Genomic DNA, 20,071 nt, shown 5'->3' with positions numbered 1-20,071 from the left:
GCTGTGAATATATTATGAGGAGGTAATTTTATGTTCAAAGTAAAGCTGGCAAAGGCGGTAATATCTCTCGCACTTTTCGGTACCTTGTTTTCTATTCAGGGGGTACCCGATGCTCGTGCTGCAGATGCAAGTTGTCCGAATGGTTATGTAGGTCTGACGTTTGATGATGGCCCATCTGGAAATACAACAAACATGCTTAACGCGTTGAAGCAGGCGGGTTTACGGGCAACGATGTTCAATGTTGGACAAAATGCACAAAATAATAAATCTCTGGTTTCTGCACAAGTAGCAGCTGGTATGTGGATTGGCAATCATTCCTATACACATCCAAACATGACTACATTAAACAGTTCTCAGATGTCATCAGAGATTACTCGGACACAGCAGACGATCCAGTCTATTACCGGAAGTTCACCTAAACTGTTCAGACCTCCTTATGGTGCGACAAATGCGACCTTGAAATCCGTTGTGAGCCAAAACGGTCTGAAGGAAGTACTGTGGAACGTAGATTCCCAAGACTGGAATGGTGCCAGCGCAGCCCAGATTGTGGCAGCTGTGAACACGATGAAAAGTGGTGACGTCATACTAATGCATGATCAGTACCAGACGACACTTCAGGCCATTCCGCAGATTGCACAAAATTTGAAGAATCGTGGCCTTTGCTCCGGCATGATCTCATCAACTACCGGTCGGGCAGTCGCACCCGATAATAGTACTACCAATCCCCCGAGTAACGGAACAAAAGTGGAAGCTGAGAACATGACCAAAGGTGGACAATACACCGGCAATATCAGTTCTCCTTTCAATGGTGTGGTCCTTTATGCCAACAATGATTTGGTTAAATACACTCAGAATTTTGCAACGAGCACTCATAATTTCTCGCTTCGTGGAGCTTCAAACAATGCCAACATGGCTAGAGTTGATTTGAAGATTGGCGGACAGACGAAGGGAACCTTTTACTTTGGCGGAAGCGCTCCAGCGGTTTATACCCTGAATAATATCAGCCATGGGACGGGAAATCAGGTCATTGAGTTGGTTGTAACAGCCGATGACGGGACATGGGATATATATATCGATTACTTGGAAATACATTAACAAGCTTAGGTTGATTGAAAAATAATGCACTATAATGAAATTCCGTTGGGTTGACCCAATGGGATTTCATTATGTTTTTTGCCAATTTGTAACACAAAAGTGGAAGGAAAACATTTATAATGGATGAAATTGTATATGAGAAGAATTGTTTCAATTGAAAAAATTCATTAATGGGAGTGAAAGGATCAAATGATTATTATGATTAACGGAGCGTTTGGTTCGGGAAAAACTTCTGCAGCTGAAGCACTTCAGCCCTTAATTGCAAACAGCATGATCTACGATCCTGAAGAAATAGGATATATGCTGAGAAAACTTCTTCCGGAGAATTGTAGAGAGGAAAGGGAACGTACGGATGATTTTCAAGATATCTATTTATGGAAAATTCTAACCGTAAAGACGGCAAAAGAAGTAAAGCAGAAATACAACAAACACTTAATTATCCCCATGACCATCTATAAAGAGGAAAACTTTAATTACATCTATAGCGGGTTGAAAGAGATCGATCAGGACATTCATCATTTTTGCCTTACGGTTACAGAAGAGACGATTTATCATCGTTTGGCTAAACGTGGAGATGAATATGGAGGCTGGCAGTATCAACAAGCACCAAAGTGTGTAGAAGCTTTCAAAGATGAAAAATTTCAAACTCGCATTATTACCGATCATCTGGAGACTAGTGAAATCATAGAACTCATATTGAGGAAGGTCCTATCCATAAAATAAAGTCAGAAGTTATATGGGAAGATCTGTATAATGAAGGCAGGGAATATCCTCATATTTACGGTGAGTTAAATCTAGACGCGGTATTTCATACATATGTTGAAGAAAATGAACTGAAGAGGATGGAACCTAATTGACGACTGTGACTTTTGAAGAGGTAACCGAACAGCACCTCCCTGAAATTAGAGAGATTTATAACTATTATGTAATGAATACAACGATTTCGTTTCATACGGAGGAATTAGATCTTGATCAGATTAAATCCTCTGTGATGAACAAGGATACACGGTATAAAACTTATGTAATTCTTGAAACCGATCAAATGATGGGTTATGTTTTGATAACCCAGTATAAGAGTAAACAGGCATATGACATTTGTGGTGAAGTCACCATATATTTAAAGCCCGATATTTTGGGAAAAGGCTTGGGGAAACAAGCATTACGTTTTATTGAGAAGATTGCAAAAGAACAAGGATTCCATACCTTAATTGCGACGATTTGCATGGAGAATACAAGAAGTAAATCATTATTCGAGAGAAATGGTTATGAACAATGTGCTCTGTTCAAAGAGATTGGATATAAATTTGATAGAAAACTGGATATTGGAAGTTTCCAAAAGATATTGTAAGGAGAATACGAAATGAGTAGAAACCTATATATTATATCTGGCCCCCCTGGAGTAGGGAAATCTACAACTTCCAAGCTACTGGTTCAGACTTTAGAGAGAAGTGCCTACATTTCTGGAGATGCGGTTAGTCACTTTCCGGTTAAAGGGCGAGGTAAACCCTGGCTTGATAAGGATACAAACGACTTAACTTGGAAAAATATATCTAGTCTAGTGAAAAACTTATTGGATTATAAATACGATGTAGTGCTGGACTATGTGGCCCTTCCGGAAGACATTGATGGATTAATGACAGAATTGGCAGACTATCATGTTCGCATAATCTATGTTGTACTCATGGTTGATCGTCAAACGATTATTCGTAGAGACCGTCTTAGAGCGGAAGAATATCAAATGAAAGAAAGAAGTATAATTCTGCTGGATGAGTTTGAAAATCATCCGGATCTGAGAGTAGACAACAAGCTGTATACTAATCATTTTACAGAAGAACAATTACCTGAAATAGTAAGTGGAATTATAAATAATGAGAAGTATCGATTGAAATAACTGTACTGTTATTATGCTTCGAATTGTAAAAATGCACGAACGTTGAATAACCAATAAGAGGTAGAAAAAATCATTAGATTTTATTAAGAATGGTGCAAAAGAAAAAAGATTCGCTGGGGGGATTATCGATGTCTCGTATATATGGAGAGCGAATTATGTTAAGAGAATACCAGGATTCTGATTTGGATTACATCAAACAATGGGTGAACGACCCGGAAATCACAGGGACATTATCAGATAATTTTCTGTATCCTCATTCGAGTTATGAGACAGAAGTCTTTTTTAGGACAATGGTTGAAGGCAAGTCTTCAAATAAAAGTTTCATTATCGGGTTAAAGGATTCGCTAGATTATATAGGTCAGATCGATCTGTACAAAATTGATTATAAAAACCGCTTTGCATGTTTAGCAATTGTAATAGGGAGAAAAGAATTTCTAGGTAAAGGTTATGGGAGTGAAGCAATCCGTTTACTACAGAAGTTTGTCTTCGAAGAGCTGAATTTAAACAGATTAGAACTTGAAGTGTACGAGTATAATGAGATTGCTTACAAATGTTATTTAAAATGCGGCTTTAAAGAAGAAGGAAGATACAGAAAGAAGATATATAAAAAGGGGAAATATTGGGATAGTGTTTGCATGAGTATTTTGAAAACTGAATATGAGCAGTCATAGTCTCCAGAGGCATAAAATTGGAATGTCAATCTCAATAGCTTTGTTCAGTTGTATTCTTTATTAATTTCGATTACGTTTTCCAAAAAATCAAAAGATTAATGTACTAATCTATATGCATAAAAAGGGTGAGCAGATGAACAGAGGAATACGTTTTGAAATACCAAATGCCTATGGTCGTTTTCTTGGGGAGATTTTAAAACCAATGGAAGTATCTAATTTCGATTGGTTTATTGGTGAGGAGGAGTCCTATTTCGTTGTTGATGATACGTTAGGGGATGATCTTTTTCCGGATATGATTATGGGCATGAATGGAGAAGAATTACAGAAGCTTATTGATAACAACGAGTATTATTTAATATTTGCGAATTTAAAAGCATTTCCAAAAGGCACACAAATAACAGATGTTATCACCTATGAAGATTATATGTTGAGTGACTGTCAGATGGTTCTTCTTGTAATCGATAGTACCTACGTCACGGTTTATTGTAAAGATTTAGAGAAAGTCGAGGAATTATATAATCATATAAATAGACAGGGATTTGAATCTCTCGCATATTTAACAGATGAGAATGATGCTAGGACAAAACTATCGGTCTGGTGATAAAGGAGCATGGGATTAACTACCTGACACCTCTTATTCGGGAATTTGATACGCCCTCCGAAATCTAAGGAATCTGAGACACGCTATACCAGAAAAAATAGCCTTTTGTAGCGTTTTTGTCAGATGAATTTGAGAAATAAGATGTCTCATGTTCCTTACAATTCTAAAAGAGGACCTGAAGGCCGAATAAGATGTCCTGTGTTCCTTAGAAAATTGCCTGACCATGCGCCAGCATCAGCCACCCTGAACTTTAGCAATTTTCGGACGGTAAGCTGGCACCCATCACCGTTTACTTGCCTGAGTTTGAAGACACACTCTAGTCCGTTTCCCCCATGATATTTGAATGTGTATGAATACGATTACATCTTTATGAATGAAGAAGGAGTTGAGAGAAAGATGGAGACAGAACGAATTAAATTTCGGAAATATACCAAAAATGATTTTGATTTACTTTTTGAGATGACTTGTGAGCCAAATATGATGAAATTTATAAGACATGGAGGACCCTGGACCAAGGAAGAAACCATGCAAAGCCTGGAAAAGTTCATCAACTGGAATAAAGATGATAAAGGGCTGTTCCTCGCATTTAATAAAGAGGATAACAAGTTAATTGGAACCTCTGGACTGATTCCTCAAATCATTGAAGGCAATGATGAGCTTGAAGTTGGTTACTGGGTTGTAGAGCAATACTGGGGAATGGGTTATGGTTATGAACAAGCAAAAGCGTGGAAAGAATATGGCATGGATCACTTGAAGCAGAAAAGATTAATATCGTTAATTCAACATGGCAATGTGGGTTCTATGAAAGTCGCGCAAAAGAATGGCATGAAACACGAGAAGGACGTAGATATAATTGGGAAAAATGTAGCAGTATACTCGATTGAGGTGAAGTGAATATGACTCCATTTCCTGAGCTAGAAACCAAAAGATTGCTGTTAAGAGAGATTAAACATAGTGATTCCCAAGACATATTTCATATTTTTTCTTCAGATGAAGTTACAAGATTCTACGATTTAGAAAGTTTTACGAATACCAAACAAGCGGAAGAACTCATACAAAGATGGAAAGAACGATTCGAAAATGGTCAGGTGATCCGCTGGGGAATTGCTTTGAAATCGGACAACAGAATTATTGGAACATGCGGATTTCATGGTTGGATGAAACAACATCATAAAGCTGTGTTGGGATATGAGTTAGCACCAGAGTTCTGGCGGCAGGGTTACATGACCGAGGTAACTCAGAAAATCGTTGAATATGGATTCAAGAACCTTGAATTAAACAGAATTGAAGCATTTGTCGAACCAGAGAACGTGGGATCAAGGAAGTTGCTTGAGAAAATTGGGTTCAGTGAAGAAGGCATATTGAAAGAACATTATTATTGGAAAAATCGATTCGTTGATAATGTCATCTATGCATTTTTGAAGAAAGAATATAAGTCAAAAACGGATGTAAGCTAACAGACTGATGAACAAAGACGACAGAGCGCCAGGAGAATGTATGAGAATACGAATTATTGGATCTTGCGGTAGTGGGAAATCAACATTAGCCAAAGAATTGTCGGATAAATACGGTATTCCTTCTTATGAATTAGACAATCTCATCTGGGACAGAAGTGCCGAAAATCTGAGATATCCTGAACATGTTAGGGATGAATCTGTCCAATCTATTGTCAGTTCAGAGGCTTGGATCATAGAAGGAGTACAGTGCAAAGATTGGACAATAAAGTCCATCCAGGAAGCGGATTTGATTTTTGTATTAGCTCCAAATGTTTTCATTAGAGATTATCGGATTATAAAGAGGTTTGTATTGTCCAGAATGGGCTTGCAACCGTGGAATTACAAGCAGTCATTCAAGAACTTATGCAAGATGATTGTGAAATGGAACCATCAATATAATATAGAAGAAGTTATATGTTCAATTAATGAAAACCATAAGACTGCAACAATCACGAAGAATAAAAAACAAGTGATACAGTTGATTGAACATCATTTGAAAGTGGTTGTAAGTGAGAATGAAAAGAACCTTAGAGGTAATCAAAGATTATCGAAAGAGGAGATACAGTGGTGAATATAAAAATACAACCAGTCACCCGAGAGAATTGGGAAGAGGCGCTGAAGATCTCTTTGTATGAACACCAAGTCTCATTAGTTCCATCTGTTATTGAGGGGATCGCTTACGCCTATATAAAACCGTGGGATGAAGCATTTGATCCTTACGTACTTGAGATTGATGGGAAGGTATTTGGTTTCTTTTATCTGAGTTACACTCCCGATAGTACAGATAATTACTGGATTGGTGGTTTTCAAATCGATCAATCTTACCAAGGAAAAGGAATGGGAAAGAACGCTATAAGAGCCATTCTAGATTACATTACAAAACAGCATCCGTTGTGCAAGGTTATTTCAGTAACGGTTGAACGGGATAACGAAATAGCACAGAATTTGTATAAGAGCATGTCCTTCATTAGTGAGAACAGAACCAATTCAGATGATGAAGTGATCTACAGGTTGGAAATAAAATGATAGACTCAATATTTCAGAGGGCAATATATCTTTGTTAACCAAAAGCGAGGATTGGTTGCGGTATTCACAACGATTATATCCGATGATAGCTTGTTACCACTTCAATGGTTTAACAATTATATTTTGAAAGAATAGTTGTTTATGGGAGAGATAACATGAGCCACTGGTTTGATCTAGATGAATTTGATCCAGAGTTAATCAAATTTGCAGTTATGATCGCGAAATACAATAATAAATTCATCATTATAAAAAATAGGAAAAGAGGAGGTTGGGAGATCCCAGGAGGCAACAAAGAAATAGGGGAAACAATTTTACACACGGCAAGTCGAGAACTCTATGAAGAGACAGGGGCAGTACGCTTCGAATTAACTCCTTATGGAGTATATGAATGGAATGGGAGCTTTGGTATGGTTTCTTATGCTGAGGTTAAATTGCTGGAGAACTTACCGGAGTCTGAAATCGATGAAATAAAGCTTGTGGATGTATTACCTGAAGGGATGAACTTCGGAGATATGTTTTATCATTTCTCGGATAGATGGGATGGACTTGAGAACCATAAGCTTAAGAAATACACTATCGAAATAAATCATTTGAATGAGTTACCTGAAATTAAAATAAGCTAGTTTTAGTTGGAGGAACTCTGTTTTGAAACTAAAGGAGATGAAAAGAACTAGTGAATAAGAATAAGGGACTCATCATGTCACTATTACTTTTATTGCTTTTAATTTTGTTATGGGATTCCTTTCGAACTTCAATTTTTGAAGCAGTTACTGTTCAAAAGATTAGTGAAAATGAAATGACTGTAATTAATTTTAATAATCTTGAAAGAACAATAGCCGTTCCAATGGATATGTCAAAACTAATTGAAGAGAACAAGGAATACACTATTTTGTACGATAAAAGAGTTTTTGATAAATACAGACTTCGATCTATAAAGCCATAGGATCTTAGAAATAACATGGAGAGGAGAGATGGCAACGACCATGATAACGTATAGAACGTTGACCCTTGATGATGTGAATCAGTTGCAGGAAATAGATCATTCGGAACATATTGATCTCATTTATGAAATGAGGGAGAATCGATTGGTTGAACTTGAACAAAATAATGAATGCTCAAACTGGGATGAGATGCTTTTGAAAGAGATTCAAAATCGATATGTGTACGAATTAGAACAAGGTGGCATGGCATATGGTGCGTTTGCTGACGATCAATTAATCGGATTTGGTGTGCTGGCACATCAATATAGAGGAAAAGAACGAAATCAATTACAAGTTGACTTGATGTATGTCTCACGCGGGTACAGAAGACAAGGTATTGGTAAACGTATTCTAAACGAGTTAGGTGAAGAGGCTAAGAAACGTGGTGCACAGTATCTGTATATCTCCTCCACAGAGACGAAATCAGCGGTATCCTTTTATAAAAGTCAGGGCAGTCAGATTGCAAGCGAGATTGATCAAGAACTTTATGACAAAGAGCCGAACGATATACATATGATAAAGGAGCTGGGCACATGACAACGGTTGGGATACTCGGAACCATTCATATGTATCGTTGGAGCCGATCACAATTACATCTTTCAAGAAGAGCTGATGATAGAACCCGTTGAATTGTTGTATCCGTTACGATAAAGGAACCGTTGGTAGAATTACAAATGAAACTTATATTTAAGGAGCATTACATGCGCAAAAAAATAGATAAAACACTCAAGTACAGCATATTCAGTATTATTTTAATGGTTATAGTAGCTCTGATATTTCCCACATGGACACCCAAAATTAAAGGTGAAAACAGTATCAGCATGTTAGAGCAGGTCGAAATTAACGGTACAGGGCATGAAGTCATGATCAGGGGTGTTGATCGGACTAACCCTATCCTGATTTTTGTGCATGGCGGGCCGGGATGCTCGGAGATTCCATACGTAAGGAAGTATCAGAAAGAGCTTGAGCAACACTTCACGGTGGTGCATTACGATCAACGTGGGAGTGGGAAGTCCTATCACTTTTTTGAGGATTACTCGAATCTGACAACAGATGTATTAGTAGATGATTTGTTAGCGTTAAGGGATTACGTATCTAAGGAGTTAGGTCAAGAGACGGTTATATTAATTGGTCATTCATTTGGTACATACATCGGGATGAAAGCTGCGGCTAAAGAACCCACTCAGTTTCACGCTTATATAGGCATTGGACAGATGGCTAATACACTTCAGAGCGAACTGGAAAGTTTGGAGTACACGTACGAGCAAGCGAAACAAGCCGGTAATGCAGAGGACGTTAAAAAACTGGAGCTAATTCGCAGCTCGATCGAGCAAGGGAAGGAACTTACGCCTAGAATTTTGTTGCAAAAGTACGGTGGTGCAGCCAGACTCATCAACGAGAATAGAGATTATATTTCAGGATTCCTTTTAAATCCCGAATACAATGGGCTGGATATGATTCGCTTTTATTCAGGGATGTTCAGTTCACAAGACATCTTACTGAAGGAAGCATTTGATCAAAATTTACCTGATATTGTTGATCATCTGGAGATTCCTACCTATTTTGTAACGGGGAAATATGATTATATGACCACTGCGAATGCAGCACGTGATTACTTTGACGTATTGGATGCACCGATCAAAGACTTCATTGTATTCAACGAGTCGGCGCATTACCCACAGTTTGAAGAGAAAGAAAAATTCGTAAAGTGGTTAAATGAGCTATTTTAATATGCATTGAGAGGAGTAAGATCATATTGTTAAGTGAATTCATTGAGCTTGAAGAAGAGAGTGATGAGAGTTACCGGTGTTACACTCTGCCAAATACAGTACAAATATTTAAACATTGCATACAAGATGAGGATTTAAATGACGTCCGAATATCTGTGTCCACTAATACACCGTTAGTTTCAATTGTTGATAAAATAGAAGACTACATTAAGTGGTTTTCAACGTGTGAGACTGTCTTTCGAGAATATTATGAGAATGAACTTCGGGAAAAAGTACATCAGAATTGGTTTAATGAGATTGAAGTCTATCGCGCGGATATCACATTTAACAGTATAGCCGACTACGGCGCAACAATATCTTGCGGCGATCATATTTTGCGCGATCACATCATGATTATTGATTTTGATAGAGAACAAATCCAAGCAATCCACTTAAACGGATAGATGGATTATTTTGTAGTAAATAGTCACAAAAAACAATAAAGATATCGCTTTATTTTCCATAAATGTGTTATTATGTTGGTGGTGGACGAAGAATTCATTTGTTTGATCGATAGAGAGAGGAGGCACGTATTCTCGAATCATTCAATCTGTATGGATAGATTAACTGCACTGCTTGTTAAAAATAATAGAATAAGCGGAGGTATGGTTATGTTCAAAAAATGGAAGAGATTTGGCGTCAGCAGCTTGGCGCTTGTGTTAGTGGCTGCCGTGGCCTTTACCGGATGGAGCCCTAAAGCATCAGCAGCAGACGCTTCGCAAGTGGTGGCTGAGATGGGTGCAGGATGGAATCTCGGCAATCAGCTGGAAGCAGCGGTGAACGGTACACCGAATGAGACAGCTTGGGGTAATCCTACAGTAACTCCAGAGTTAATCAAAAAGGTAAAAGCGGCAGGATTCAAATCCATTCGTATTCCCGTTTCCTATTTGAACAACATTGGAAGCGCTCCCAATTATACGATTAATGCGGCATGGCTGAATCGAATTCAGCAAGTTGTGGACTATGCGTACAATGAAGGTCTGTATGTGATCATCAATATTCATGGTGATGGGTTTAATTCCGTACAGGGTGGATGGCTACTCGTGAATGGTGGCAATCAGACTGCCATTAAGGAAAAATATAAGAAGGTGTGGCAGCAGATTGCCACCAAGTTTAGCAACTACAATGACCGTCTTATTTTCGAATCCATGAACGAAGTATTCGATGGTAACTATGGCAATCCAAACTCGGCCTATTACGCCAATCTGAACGCATACAATCAAATCTTCGTGGATACGGTTCGTCAGACTGGAGGCAACAACAATGCCAGATGGTTGCTGATTCCAGGCTGGAATACCAATATTGACTACACTGTTGGTAATTATGGCTTTGTTCTTCCGACAGATAATTACAGATCCTCGGCTATTCCTAGTTCGCAGAAGAGAATCATGATCTCGGCACACTATTACTCTCCTTGGGATTTTGCAGGTGAGGAAAACGGTAATATCACACAGTGGGGTGCAACTTCTACGAATCCTGCCAAGAAGTCTACTTGGGGACAAGAGGATTATCTTGAATCGCAGTTCAAGTCCATGTACGACAAATTTGTGACTCAGGGCTATCCTGTAGTGATTGGTGAGTTCGGTTCTATTGATAAAACGTCCTACGATTCCAGCAACAATGTATATCGTGCTGCATACGCAAAAGCAGTTACCGCAAAAGCTAAAAAATACAAAATGGTTCCTGTTTATTGGGATAACGGGCATAACGGTCAACATGGATTCGCATTGTTTAACCGTTCAAACAAAACCGTGACGCAGCAAAACATCATTAATGCCATCATGCAAGGTATGCAATAAATAACTGTCTGGCTGTATCCGTGTAAACGGCGTGTTCCTGTAAAAGGGACATGCCGTTTTTTTGTGTTACCCGAGTTGGAGTCGTACAACATTTACCAATGAGTTTTACATAAGCCACATACAGAATTCATTAAATCCCACACTAGCTTTTATATACTTAATTTGCTTGATATAGCGAACTAAAAGGACTAGGTGGTAGACAGAATGTTAAAAAAACGTGATTTGCAGGAATGCCATTCACTGTACAGCTTAATGATGGACCCCGCAGTTTTTCCCTACGTTCGTTATGCATGCCAATCGTATGAGGGATATCTATTCCTGACCAAACAATTGATGGCCGAAGAAGAGCAAAAAACGGTGATTTCCCGAACGATTTTGAATGAAACAGGGCAGCCTATTGGAACCATTGATCTATATCATATTGAGCATCAAACCGGTTTTTTAGCCACATGGATTGGTTCACCGTTTTTTGGAAATGGGTATAGCCAAAAAGCCAAATCAGCCTTTTTTGTTGAATTGTTTCTGGAACATGGGATTGAAACGGTATTTATGAAGATACGCAAGCAGAATATAAGATCCAGAAAAGCAGTACAAAAACTGCCTTATGTGAAGTTAGCCAATGATATGTATCCAGATGTATATCAACGGATTAATTTGAATGAACAGATGTATGATCTGTATTATGTTGAACGGTCAGCCTTTTTTCAAAATAGTATGGATCTGCACCAAGTGGTAGCTACGTAACTTATACCGTGAATATAACATGCAGGAATATAGACTAGAGAATCGAAAGACATTAAGTAGATAACAACATAAAAAGTGGACGGTTAATCAAGGAGGCATGAAATGAATAATATTAACAAGATTTTGGGTGTAGTCCTCATGCTTGGCAGTGTGTTTATTTCAACGATGGAGAGAATTTCAATACGAGTCTCTGACGCTATAGTAGAAGCAGGATATGCGTCAGGAGGGACGAACGTACCCCAGTTTGCTCAGATGAACGAGCATCCCACAGGTTTACTCGTATACTTCATGTTTTTTGTTGGATTCATACTATTGGTGGCGGGATTCCCCGGGAGTTATAAGAAAAATCGTAATCATGGGTATAACAAGGAAGTTTAGCTTGAGGAGGGATGAAAGTGGCCCAACAGGAGGAAGTGTTATCGGGAGGTAATGTGAATCAGGTCGTCAGAATAGGTGAGACGGTTCGCCGGCATGTGAAACCAAATTTATATGTGGTTGAACTGCTTTTACATCTCGAAAAAGTTGGTTATGATCATGCCCCTCGATTTCTGGGAATAGATGAACAGGGGAGAGAAACGCTCTCTTACCTCGAAGGCATCGTTCCAGGCAATGACTACCCTGATCTAGAAGAGTATATGTGGTCAGACGAATCTTTGATTGAAGTCGCGAAACTGTTGAGAAGTTACCATGATGCGACCGTTGGATTTACAACAACATCAGTTTCAACGAACAGATATCCAGGCATAACAGAAGATGAAGTTGTATGTCATAACGATTTTGCGCCGTATAATGTGGTGTACAAGGATGGCCGTCCTCAAGGCATTATTGATTTTGATATGGCGGGTCCAGGTCCGCGAATGTGGGATATCGCCTATGTCTTGTATACATCCGTTCCACTCGCAAATTTCTCACCAGAGATGGACGGAAAGGGTGTAATGCCATACGTCAGCCAGGCACACGGAACTGTTCGAAAAGAACGGATTGCCTTATTCATGGCAACGTACGGGCTGAGTGTTCCAGCAGATTTGAAGGATTGGGTCATATCCCGTATCCGTTTCATGTGTAAAACACTGACTGATCGTGCGGCTGATGGAGATGTCGCTTTTATGAAGATGGTCGAAGAGGGTCATCTGGCCCACTATGAGAAAGAAGTCATTTTTCTTGAAAACCATTGGGATGAATGGGTTTGAAAGGTAATGCTAATGGACCGCGTGATAGCCTACGGGCTGGACAGCGGTTTTTTTTGTTTTCATCTTTCAAATCCCTATAAATTCCTTTCTAATCATTTTCAACAATTGTGATCAATAATACAGCAATATAGTTCAGATTAGATCGAAATAACTGTGATACAATTCATTGTAAAGCGCTATCATTGTAAATTATTAAACTATATTGCTTTTTATATTCTGGGAAGGGAGATCTTACTGATGCTAACCATACACACCCCGACGAATATTGCTTTGCAGGAAAATGAAGTTTATGTGCGATCAGAAGCAGATAATTTTCAGGATGAATGGCCTGTTCATACGCATAATGGGTATGAGATACATTATTTTATTCAAGGAGATGCAACCTTTTTAATCGGTGACCGAATATATAAACCGCTGCCTGGAGATATGTTTATATTCAGAGGCGGTGTGCCCCACCGAATCAATCCTTCAAGAGAAATGGTGTACAAGCGAAGTTTTGTCAATTTCACGGAATTATTGCTTTTGGACATGCTTGCTGTCAGTCAGTTGGAGAATCTGATGTCCATATTCCGTCATCCCAATGGGTTATTGGTGCATTGGCCTCCGGAGGAGCGTAAGTATATCACAGCTATATTTAAGGGAATCAAGGAGGAGATGGGGGCAGGAAATACAGGGTACAAAACAATGGTCAAATTGAGTCTTACCCAATTGCTACTGCGGATTTACCGGAAAACAACCAGTGAGCAATCCGCCAATCCTATCTTATGTTCTTCCCAGAAGCAGACAAGCGTAAGCCGGGTTCTTCATTATTTAAACCAGAACTATACGGAGAATGTTTCATTGGATGAACTGTCCAAAACACTCCATTTGAATAAATACTACATTTGTCATTCTTTCAAAGAGACGACGGGATATACCATAAGCAACTATGTTATACGGAAAAGAGTTGCAGAGGCCAAAAAATTGTTGCTGTCTACGGATGCACCGATTTTGTCCATATCTGAGACGTTAGGTTTTAACACACCTGTATATTTTAGCAGGGCCTTTAAACAATATGTGGGTGTATCACCACAGTTATTCCGTAAAAGTGAATTGCTCAACGAAGCCAAAATTCATTAGAACCTTCCAAGGAGATGTTGATATGACAAGAAGAACAACGTTTAAGCTCATCACTAGCATGGTATTGGTCATGTTATTCATCGTATTGACTGCTTGCGGAAATTCAGGTACCAATGCTAATCCAAAACAAACAACCCTGGATTTCCTGTGGTTCTCTGACGGAAAAGAAGGAGAAGTCATCAAGGAAATCATTAAAGATTATGAGCAGACCAATACCAAGGTTAAAATCAACCTGATTGAAGTTGGCTTCAAGGATATCCAAACCAAATTAAAAACAATGTTATCCGGTGGAAAGCCACCTGCCCTGAGCCGGGTCACGGATACCGGATCATTTGCTAATCAGGCGGTTGATCTGACACCTTACGTGGACAATGCGGACCAATTCGAGGATCAATTTATTGACTCACTTAAACCTTATTATGTTATTAATGACAAGCTGGTAGCGGCGCCTATGGATGTTACAGCGAATGGGCTTATTTATAACAAAACCTTATTTGATAAAGCAGGCGTCAAAGTACCGACCTCTCCTGACCAGGTATGGACGTGGGATGAATACACAGCTGCGTTAAAAGAGGTTATGGACAAAGGCGGAGCACGTTATGGCATGGTATGGGATGTCACACCGCATAGATGGTCCACTCTTTTGTATCAGAATGGCGGAAGCATCTTAACAGAGGATGGCACTGCAGCAGCGATTAACAATGAAGCCGGAATCCGTAGCATGGAGCAGTTCAAGCAGCTTCATCAAGAAGGGATCATGCCCGAATCCGTATGGCTCGGAGGGGAAAATCCGAACAACCTGTTCCGTTCCGGGACGGTGGCTACCCACTGGGCTGGCAACTGGATGATCAGCAATTACAAGGATATCACCGATTTTGAATGGGGAGTCACCTATATGCCAAAAGGAACACAACGTTCTTCAGTACCAGGCGGGAAGTTTCTGATGGCTTTCAAAGGCAGTGGATATGAGCAGGAGGCAGCAGAATTTATTGAATACTTAACGTCCAAAGAAGTGAATTCAAAATATAACCAAGAATCATTGTTTATGAGTCCGAGGAAGGACAGCTCTGTATTGAATTATGAATTCGGCAAGGAGATGTTTGAAATTTTCGCAGATGAACTGAAGAACAGTTCGCCTCTTGCAGCTAATGACTGGTCCAGACAGACGATTATATCCAAAATTTCAACGGACCTGAAAAATAATATCGTTGAGGTTTTATCCGATAAGGCAACTCCGCAGGAGGCTTTGGATCGAACAGCCAAGCTGATTAACGAGGCTATTGGTAGTCAATAAACGTAAAGCCATTTGGTTAATTCACATAACGGAGGCTTACCGATTCCTGTAAAGCCTCCCTTTGGAATAACGCATAAGGAAGGGGCAAGCAGATGAGTGAAGGACAACGATTAAACAGGAATACGCTGGCAAAACAGAACAGGAAGCTCATTATTGCTCCTTATCTGTTTATACTACCCAACCTCCTGATCTTTGGAACTTTTATCGTATTTCCCTCTTTATTGGGCCTCTATTATTCCTTTCATGTCTATGATGGATTGAACCCAATGAAGTTCAACGGGCTGGATAATTATATCAAAATTATAGGGGATCGGGAATTTTGGTCGACCATCGGACGAACGGGGATTTATGCAGCGTTTGTTGTCCCGCTAATATATGCAGCAGCGTTAGGCATTGCTTTGCTGCTTGCGCGCGAGATTAGAATGCGCGGGTTCTTCAGGGCCGTATTTTACTGGCCGACCATGATTTCTTACATTATCGTAGGATTGACCTGGAAGTGGATTTTCGGAGATTCATTTGGCATCTTGAATCATCTGTTAACCGTGGTTGGTGTGGAACCTGTCGGCTTTTTAACCTCTTCCTTTTGGGCAAATACGGCAGTAATCATCGCGACAGTGTGGTCACGTGCAGGATTTTTTATGGTCATTTTTATCGCGGGTTTGCAGGCTATACCTACGGATTATTATGAGGCTGCCCGCTTGGACGGGGCAACGGGAATGAAGGTGTTCCGCTATATCACGCTCCCGCTTTTGAAGCCCACAAGCTTGCTTGTTGTAATGCTGACTCTGATTGACGCGTTCAAAGCATTTCCACTTATGTTTGCGCTTACAGGTGGTGGTCCGGGCAAAGATACTACCTATATTGTTCAATATATTTATGAGATTGGCTTTAACAGACAGGAGCTCGGTCTGGCCAGTGCCATGTCGGTGATACTGTTTATTCTTATTGGTGGATTCTCGGCTCTGCAATTCCGTCTATCGAAAGGAGGGGCTACGTAATGGTAATGAAGCCTATGGTCAAAATCTTCATCTACAGTCTGTTAAGTGTTGCCGCAGTGGTGTGGCTCCTGCCTGTCCTGTGGGTCGTGATTTCTGCTTTGAAAACGAATAGCGATCTGTACAGCTTCCCTCCCAAGTTATGGCCGCAGCCAATCACCTTCGAGCATTTCAAGGAGGCATTCAGTAAAGGCGATTTTGGCTTGTATTTTATGAATAGTACGATCGTGACTGTAAGCTCAACGCTGCTACTGTTATTGATTAACTCCATGGCAGGTTTTGCATTGGCGAAATATCGCTTCCGCGGAAGCGCGATCATATTAATTGCTTTTGTCTCAACACTCATGATTCCGATTGAGGTAATTATGATCCCTATATTCAAAGTGCTGAGTGCACTGGGGTTGTATAATAGCCTACTCGCGATTATTATCCCGCCAGCAGCAACCCCAACAGGTGTGTTCCTTATGCGGCAGTATTTGTTGTCCGTACCGGACGAGCTGTTGGAAGCTGCCCGGATGGATGGAGCGGGCGAATGGAAAATTTACTGGAGCATTATTCTTCCGATAGCGAAGCCGATTCTTGCGGTGCTCGCAATCTTCTCCTTCATGTGGAGATGGGATGATTTTGTATGGCCGTTAATTGCGATTAGTGATCCATCGAAATATACGATTCAGCTTGCACTCTCTAATTTTATTGGTGAATACAACGTGGATTGGGGAAGTTTGCTTGCGATGTCCGTCATCACGATGCTTCCGGTACTGATTGTTTTTATGGTTTTCCAGCGGTATTTTGTCAGCGGTATGATTACTTCAGGAATGAAAGGATGAGTTGAATGTCAGATACCACCCGGAGTGGGATGGATACCTTGAATTATAAACCTATGAAATTAGGTCACAATCAGGTCATTAATCATTGGATGATCAGCGGCATATATACAAAGCCTGTTGCCTTTGTTCCAACAACGATGGAGGGAGATATTAATGATTGGCTTATCGATGGTTTTGCCATTCATGAGAATCCATGCAGAAAGGAATTTGTAGAACATAGGAGAACGCAGCCTGTGAACCGATTTTTTGATCAATGGAGCGAGTTTCCTAGCCCGGGAGACGACTTCGTTGGAGAAGAGAACGGAATGCCTTGGGCACTGTATTCTCCTTGGAATAATCCACGGGTGGAGCAATCAGGATTTTGGTTTGTACCGACACATCTGCGCAGTTACGCGGCGACAAGACTCATTTCTCCAACTGCTCATACCGCCTCTTTGCGGATTAAGACCTATGGCAGTCTGACGTTGTGGGTGAATGGGGAAATGGTAACGGATTTTGCGCCACTCATGCGTAACAAGGAGCAGGAAATCGTTATTAAAGCTGAACTTGTAGCTGGAATCAATGAGATCTATGCCTGCTGGGAGGATCTGGCTGAGCGGGATACGATGTATGCTTTCGCGGTGGAATACCTGGGAGACGAAGAATTGGTGATTTCCCTGCCTATTGCTCCTCATTTGGCGGAGTCTGTAAAATCCGCAGAGGAAGCCCTCGAACAGGCTTATTTTCCTTCGGATCTCTTCAGAGGTGAGCAGATTAAGCTCAAGCTGCCGATTTCCTTACCGGACATCGTTAGAGAGGTTGATATTCAGTATGGCAATTTTTTTGACGGTACCGAAAATAAGACGATACACATCGCCGAAAAGGAAACGGACCTGGTCCTGGCACATACGAATCAACTCGGTCATCATTACGTATATTTCACGCTGGCCATTTCAGTTTCAAATGTTGTACTAACCAAGAAGTTTGGCTGCCAATCCTATGATACGAGCTATGATGAGGCAGCTCAGCAAGCTGCGGATATTGAAGCCCGCAAATCCTTGGCTCTGCGATGCATTGCCGAGAAGGGCAGTCCCAATATTCATAAGGCCATCGCCATGCTGAAAACAGGAGGCAATCTGCAAGAAGCGGAGAACATTTTGCTTGAGGGTGTGGAAGGGATCGAGCAACGGAAGGATTGCAGTGACTTCTATCTGGTGGGACTGTTCCGTCTTTGGAGAGATGAGCGAAATAGCGGTCTGTTTAGTGAATCGTTCTGGGATCGGGTAAAAGCAAGCATTCTGGGCTATCGGTATTGGATAGATGAACCTGGCGATGATGTGATGTGGTTCTTCAGTGAGAACCATGCCTTGTTGTTCCATACCAATGAACTGTTAGCCGGACAGCTGTTTGGGGATGAAATGTTCAGCAACAGTGGTGAATCCGGTGAAGTACACCGTCAAAAAGCAGAGCAGAGGCTTGCATTATGGTTTGAGCGCTTTTTGGATGAAGGATTGGCAGAATGGAATTCAAGTGCATACATTCCAATTGATGCGGTTGGATTGTTGCATATCTATGAATTTGCCCATAATGAACAGCTCAGACAGCAAGCCAAAAAGGCAATGGACCTGTTATTCTATTATATTACCGTTCAGATGCATCAAGGAGTCTTGTCCACAACGTTTGGGCGCAGCTATGAAAAGGAACTGCTGGGTGGTTATGCAGCGGGAACCACTTCAATGTGCTGGATCGCTTATGGCGTTGGCAATGTAAACAATTATTCAATAAGCAATGTTGCCTTGAGTTTATCCGATTACAGTCCTCCAGCAGCATATCAGGAGCATCTGTTGCTCGGGGACAATCAGCAGTTGGTGTTCGCTAATCAGCAGGGCAAGGGAGGTTACGCCAAGCTCTATCATTGTCGGACCAGGGAATACTCCTTATCCTCAATCATTCGCTTTCGTCCAGGCAAGCCAGGTTATCAGGAGCATGTCCAGCATTTATCTCTGTCACCTGAGGCGCTGATCTGGGTGAATCATCCGGCAGAAATATACAAGCATGGGGATGGTCGACCTTGCTTCTGGGCTGGGAATGGAATATTGCCCGATGTTGTTCAACATGAAGGGATCGCTTTGATGATGTTTGATATACCTGCGGATAACAACTCTGACTGGACACATGCTTATTTTCCTACTCACTTCTTCACGGAATGGGTAAGGCATGAGAATTGGCATTTTGCTCGTTTGGATAAGGGTTATGCAGCTATATATGCGGCCAACGGGACGAGTATGGAGAGTAGCGGGGTGACAAGAGAGCGTGAACTTATTTCCCCTGGCTTGCGTAACGCCTGGATTATAAGAGCAGGAAGCGAGCAGCAATTCGGGTCATTTGACGCTTTTATCAACCAAGTTTGTTCTGCAAACCCGCAATTCGATAATCAAGCTTTAACTCTCACTCTAACAGACCCGGTATATGGTCCAATTCAATGGGGAATGAACAAGCCTTTTCTTATTAAAGAAGAGGAAATTATACACGAAGGTTATGGAGTAAAGGGACAATCGAAGTTACTGGACATGGAGCGCTGAATCGTGTGCAAGA

The 20,071-nt window shown here is 40.7% G+C and carries 25 protein-coding genes; all 25 read left to right on the top strand.

What is annotated here, in order from left to right:
* The first annotated feature begins 30 nt into the window (after positions 1–30).
* Positions 31–1,095: a polysaccharide deacetylase family protein gene (locus ACDJ59_RS13890; RefSeq protein ID WP_413409493.1), complete on the top strand. Its 1,065-nt coding sequence runs from the start codon at positions 31–33 to the stop codon at positions 1,093–1,095.
* Between the two features lie 198 nt (positions 1,096–1,293).
* Positions 1,294–1,818 carry an AAA family ATPase gene (locus ACDJ59_RS13885; protein ID WP_413409491.1) on the top strand — a complete coding sequence of 175 codons (525 nt, stop codon included), beginning with the start codon at positions 1,294–1,296 and terminating at the stop codon, positions 1,816–1,818.
* Positions 1,791–1,952 (top strand): DUF952 domain-containing protein, encoded by a 162-nt coding sequence (locus ACDJ59_RS13880; protein ID WP_413409813.1) that lies wholly within the window; start codon positions 1,791–1,793, stop codon positions 1,950–1,952. The genes ACDJ59_RS13885 and ACDJ59_RS13880 overlap by 28 nt, the downstream gene beginning before the upstream one ends.
* 5 nt (positions 1,953–1,957) lie before the next feature.
* Complete coding sequence (locus tag ACDJ59_RS13875; RefSeq protein WP_413409811.1) at positions 1,958–2,443, top strand: N-acetyltransferase family protein; 486 nt, start codon at positions 1,958–1,960, stop codon at positions 2,441–2,443.
* A 12-nt stretch (positions 2,444–2,455) separates the two neighbouring features.
* Positions 2,456–2,986, top strand: a complete 531-nt coding sequence (locus ACDJ59_RS13870) for an AAA family ATPase (RefSeq protein ID WP_413409490.1) — start codon at positions 2,456–2,458, stop codon at positions 2,984–2,986.
* 128 nt (positions 2,987–3,114) lie between these two features.
* Positions 3,115–3,657 carry a GNAT family N-acetyltransferase gene (locus ACDJ59_RS13865; RefSeq protein ID WP_413409810.1) on the top strand — a complete coding sequence of 181 codons (543 nt, stop codon included), beginning with the start codon at positions 3,115–3,117 and terminating at the stop codon, positions 3,655–3,657.
* Positions 3,658–3,790: 133 nt separating this feature from the next.
* The gene (locus ACDJ59_RS13860; protein ID WP_413409488.1) at positions 3,791–4,258 is read left to right on the top strand and encodes a DUF2691 family protein; all 468 of its coding nucleotides are present in this window, start codon (positions 3,791–3,793) and stop codon (positions 4,256–4,258) included.
* 396 nt (positions 4,259–4,654) lie between these two features.
* Positions 4,655–5,152 carry a GNAT family N-acetyltransferase gene (locus ACDJ59_RS13855; RefSeq protein ID WP_413409487.1) on the top strand — a complete coding sequence of 166 codons (498 nt, stop codon included), beginning with the start codon at positions 4,655–4,657 and terminating at the stop codon, positions 5,150–5,152.
* A 2-nt stretch (positions 5,153–5,154) separates the two neighbouring features.
* On the top strand, positions 5,155–5,715 hold the full coding sequence (locus ACDJ59_RS13850; protein ID WP_413409485.1) for a GNAT family N-acetyltransferase: 561 nt from the start codon (positions 5,155–5,157) through the stop codon (positions 5,713–5,715).
* 40 nt (positions 5,716–5,755) lie between these two features.
* Positions 5,756–6,325, top strand: coding sequence for a hypothetical protein (locus tag ACDJ59_RS13845; protein ID WP_413409483.1), 570 nt, complete (start codon positions 5,756–5,758; stop codon positions 6,323–6,325).
* Positions 6,322–6,780: a GNAT family N-acetyltransferase gene (locus tag ACDJ59_RS13840; RefSeq protein WP_413409482.1), complete on the top strand. Its 459-nt coding sequence runs from the start codon at positions 6,322–6,324 to the stop codon at positions 6,778–6,780. Before ACDJ59_RS13845 ends, ACDJ59_RS13840 begins: the two co-directional genes overlap by 4 nt.
* A 155-nt stretch (positions 6,781–6,935) precedes the next feature.
* Positions 6,936–7,403 carry an NUDIX domain-containing protein gene (locus ACDJ59_RS13835; protein ID WP_413409478.1) on the top strand — a complete coding sequence of 156 codons (468 nt, stop codon included), beginning with the start codon at positions 6,936–6,938 and terminating at the stop codon, positions 7,401–7,403.
* Positions 7,404–7,453: 50 nt separating this feature from the next.
* Positions 7,454–7,723, top strand: coding sequence for a hypothetical protein (locus ACDJ59_RS13830; RefSeq protein WP_036670508.1), 270 nt, complete (start codon positions 7,454–7,456; stop codon positions 7,721–7,723).
* 28 nt (positions 7,724–7,751) lie between these two features.
* Entirely contained in the window at positions 7,752–8,297 is a 546-nt protein-coding gene (locus ACDJ59_RS13825) for a GNAT family N-acetyltransferase (RefSeq protein WP_413409476.1), read from the top strand.
* Between the two features lie 164 nt (positions 8,298–8,461).
* Positions 8,462–9,490 (top strand): alpha/beta fold hydrolase, encoded by a 1,029-nt coding sequence (locus tag ACDJ59_RS13820; protein ID WP_413409474.1) that lies wholly within the window; start codon positions 8,462–8,464, stop codon positions 9,488–9,490.
* 26 nt (positions 9,491–9,516) lie between these two features.
* Positions 9,517–9,933 carry a hypothetical protein gene (locus ACDJ59_RS13815; protein WP_413409473.1) on the top strand — a complete coding sequence of 139 codons (417 nt, stop codon included), beginning with the start codon at positions 9,517–9,519 and terminating at the stop codon, positions 9,931–9,933.
* Positions 9,934–10,140: 207 nt separating this feature from the next.
* The gene (locus tag ACDJ59_RS13810) at positions 10,141–11,328 is read left to right on the top strand and encodes a glycoside hydrolase family 5 protein (protein ID WP_413409471.1); all 1,188 of its coding nucleotides are present in this window, start codon (positions 10,141–10,143) and stop codon (positions 11,326–11,328) included.
* Between the two features lie 204 nt (positions 11,329–11,532).
* Complete coding sequence (locus ACDJ59_RS13805; RefSeq protein WP_413409469.1) at positions 11,533–12,072, top strand: GNAT family N-acetyltransferase; 540 nt, start codon at positions 11,533–11,535, stop codon at positions 12,070–12,072.
* A 102-nt stretch (positions 12,073–12,174) separates the two neighbouring features.
* Positions 12,175–12,450, top strand: coding sequence for a hypothetical protein (locus ACDJ59_RS13800; RefSeq protein WP_413409468.1), 276 nt, complete (start codon positions 12,175–12,177; stop codon positions 12,448–12,450).
* Positions 12,451–12,461: 11 nt separating this feature from the next.
* Positions 12,462–13,262 (top strand): phosphotransferase, encoded by an 801-nt coding sequence (locus ACDJ59_RS13795; RefSeq protein ID WP_413409466.1) that lies wholly within the window; start codon positions 12,462–12,464, stop codon positions 13,260–13,262.
* Between the two features lie 237 nt (positions 13,263–13,499).
* A complete protein-coding gene (locus ACDJ59_RS13790) occupies positions 13,500–14,381 on the top strand; it encodes a helix-turn-helix domain-containing protein (RefSeq protein WP_413409465.1) in 882 nt (293 codons plus the stop codon).
* 22 nt (positions 14,382–14,403) lie between these two features.
* Positions 14,404–15,675, top strand: coding sequence for an ABC transporter substrate-binding protein (locus tag ACDJ59_RS13785; RefSeq protein WP_413409464.1), 1,272 nt, complete (start codon positions 14,404–14,406; stop codon positions 15,673–15,675).
* 92 nt (positions 15,676–15,767) lie between these two features.
* Positions 15,768–16,673: a carbohydrate ABC transporter permease gene (locus ACDJ59_RS13780; RefSeq protein ID WP_413409462.1), complete on the top strand. Its 906-nt coding sequence runs from the start codon at positions 15,768–15,770 to the stop codon at positions 16,671–16,673.
* Entirely contained in the window at positions 16,673–17,497 is an 825-nt protein-coding gene (locus ACDJ59_RS13775) for a carbohydrate ABC transporter permease (RefSeq protein WP_017688979.1), read from the top strand. The genes ACDJ59_RS13780 and ACDJ59_RS13775 overlap by 1 nt, the downstream gene beginning before the upstream one ends.
* 53 nt (positions 17,498–17,550) lie before the next feature.
* Positions 17,551–20,058: a hypothetical protein gene (locus ACDJ59_RS13770; protein WP_413409460.1), complete on the top strand. Its 2,508-nt coding sequence runs from the start codon at positions 17,551–17,553 to the stop codon at positions 20,056–20,058.
* Positions 20,059–20,071: the final 13 nt, after the last annotated feature.

The organism is Paenibacillus amylolyticus (genome assembly GCF_047302515.1).
GTDB lineage: Bacteria > Bacillota > Bacilli > Paenibacillales > Paenibacillaceae > Paenibacillus > Paenibacillus amylolyticus_G.
Note: the sequence above shows the minus strand (reverse complement) of the source record. Positions and strands in the feature narration are given on the sequence as shown.